Below are 2004 nucleotides of genomic sequence, written 5' to 3' on the forward strand. Positions count from 1 at the left end.
TTGATGCTCCTTCCAGAAGTTGTCTTCGATAACATTCAAGCAGGTGTTTCACGAGGTGAAACACCGATCTCAACACTAGTACCAACTGAGCGTCGATACTATGAGCGGCTTGTTGGCAAGCGAACGACGGAAGCAGGAGCACTAGACTACTTTCGGGAGGGAGCGCTAGCCCATGCGGCGCAACGGTATGAGCAAAGCGGTGTAGAGGGTCTGAAAGACGTCTTACTTCTTTCGTCTCATCCGAAGGTGGCTGACGTCTTGGTCTCGCTAAAGCCTTCCAATGAAGACATAGTGGCTCTGCTCGGATGGCTCGCCGAAAGTGGCGACCGTTTCTCCCAGGTAGGCGGGTTTGAATGGGGCGTTCGGCTGCTTGAGCATCTGCCTGAGCTGGAAAACCCGCTAGTATCTATCGCCGAGCAGATAAAAGCTGATCAGCCCAAGAATCCTGATGGAAGGCTGAGGCAGCTCACAACACTTGTCTGCTTTGTGGATGGAAGTCTCGCTCGCGCCGGAATATTTCGAAGCACTCCGCCATTCTGGAGAAGAATGGGGGTCATAGCACAAGCGTCACTGATCGAGCGCGCCTTTATCGCGTCGGGACTTGAAACGAATGCCACGCGAGAATGGAAGGGAGGGGGTCGTGGCCAGTACTTCTATATTCAAACCCTAGTGGACTTGCGGACTGAGCCTCGATGGCTTCCTGAGTTTCTGGAGCCCGAGCAGCTTAAGGCAGAGTTTTCTGGCAGGCTGGTTGGCGCGGCTGCCGCGAATGCGCACAAAATCAATAGCTCCAGGCTCCGGGAGCTCTTGATCGAAGAGAATGGAAACGGCCTAAAAGCTGACGTAAGGTTCCCCTTTACCTTTTTGCCGGGTCCGATCGAAGGGGCGACTGAAGCACAGACCGAACCCCCGGACGATTTGCTAGAGACGGTAAGAAGCCAGCTGAAGCGCGCTTCCAACGATCCATACGCCTTTACCGCTCTGGTGAACACATCACTGGTCTTTAAGGTCGCACCGGAGACGGCTGCCCTAGCTGCCGAGGCCATTCGACAGGCAAAATATCTGATAAGGGCGAGCGACGAGGATGATCAAGCTTTTGCGCTTCTGGMCGGTTTGGCGGTTGTCGCAGGCGTTACTCGTAGTACGGAACTTGCCAATGAACTGCGCACTCTTACGAGGGTGGTTCGCAGGCGATCCAAGGCGGCGGCTGCGCCGGATGGGTATTTTCGCATCGGCATGTTTGCTGCAGCGGCGTTTGCTGACACGGCCGCTTGGCGCAATTTTGTGGGCGAATGGATTACCGAGCTTTCATTTTCTGACATGACCGAAAAGGAAGCGCGTGTATTGTCTAATCATCTCGATTGTCTGCTAGATATTGACGCCGACTTGTGGGGTACCTGCGGAAAAGCGCATACCGCACTGCGTGTCGCGCTCGGGGTTGCTCAGATGTCACCTGAAGTCGAAGCCAAGGGCTCTGTTGGTATCCTCGCATATGGATCACTTATCACTGATCCAGGAGCGGAAATCAGCGCGGCTGCCACCAAGAAGCTATCCGTGGACGTTGCGACGCCATTCCCCGTCGAGTTTGCACGGTCGAGCAGTTCACGAAAGAATGCTCCAACTTTGGTCCCCGTCGAAAATGGCGAATGTGTCAAGGCGGTGATATTCGTTTTAGCTAACCAGGTTACCATTTCTCAGGCGCGAGACATGCTCTGGCGACGAGAAACCCGCAATGCGACGGGCACTTATAGGCCACCGGCCAATCCCACGAACAAATCCGTCCTCGTAAGAGAGCTCGACCAATTCCACGGGATCGACAAAGTCCTTTACACATCAATAGGGGCCAATATCGAAACCTTGACGGCAGAGCATTTGGCAGATCTAGCGATTGAAAGCGCAAAGGCTGTGTCGAAAGGCGGACTGGCAACAGGTCGAGATGGCATCACTTACCTACGTGACGCCCTTTCTGCTGGAATTAGGACGAACCTATCCAATGACTATTGT

Annotated in this window: 1 protein-coding gene; it reads left to right on the forward strand. The window is 54.2% G+C overall.

From position 1 onward, the window contains the following. Positions 1-2004, forward strand: a 2004-nt coding sequence (locus AC1D0I_RS32430) for a hypothetical protein (RefSeq protein ID WP_477400157.1), incomplete at both ends; no start/stop codon positions are given.

This window comes from Mesorhizobium sp. P2_D1 (assembly GCF_056404455.1).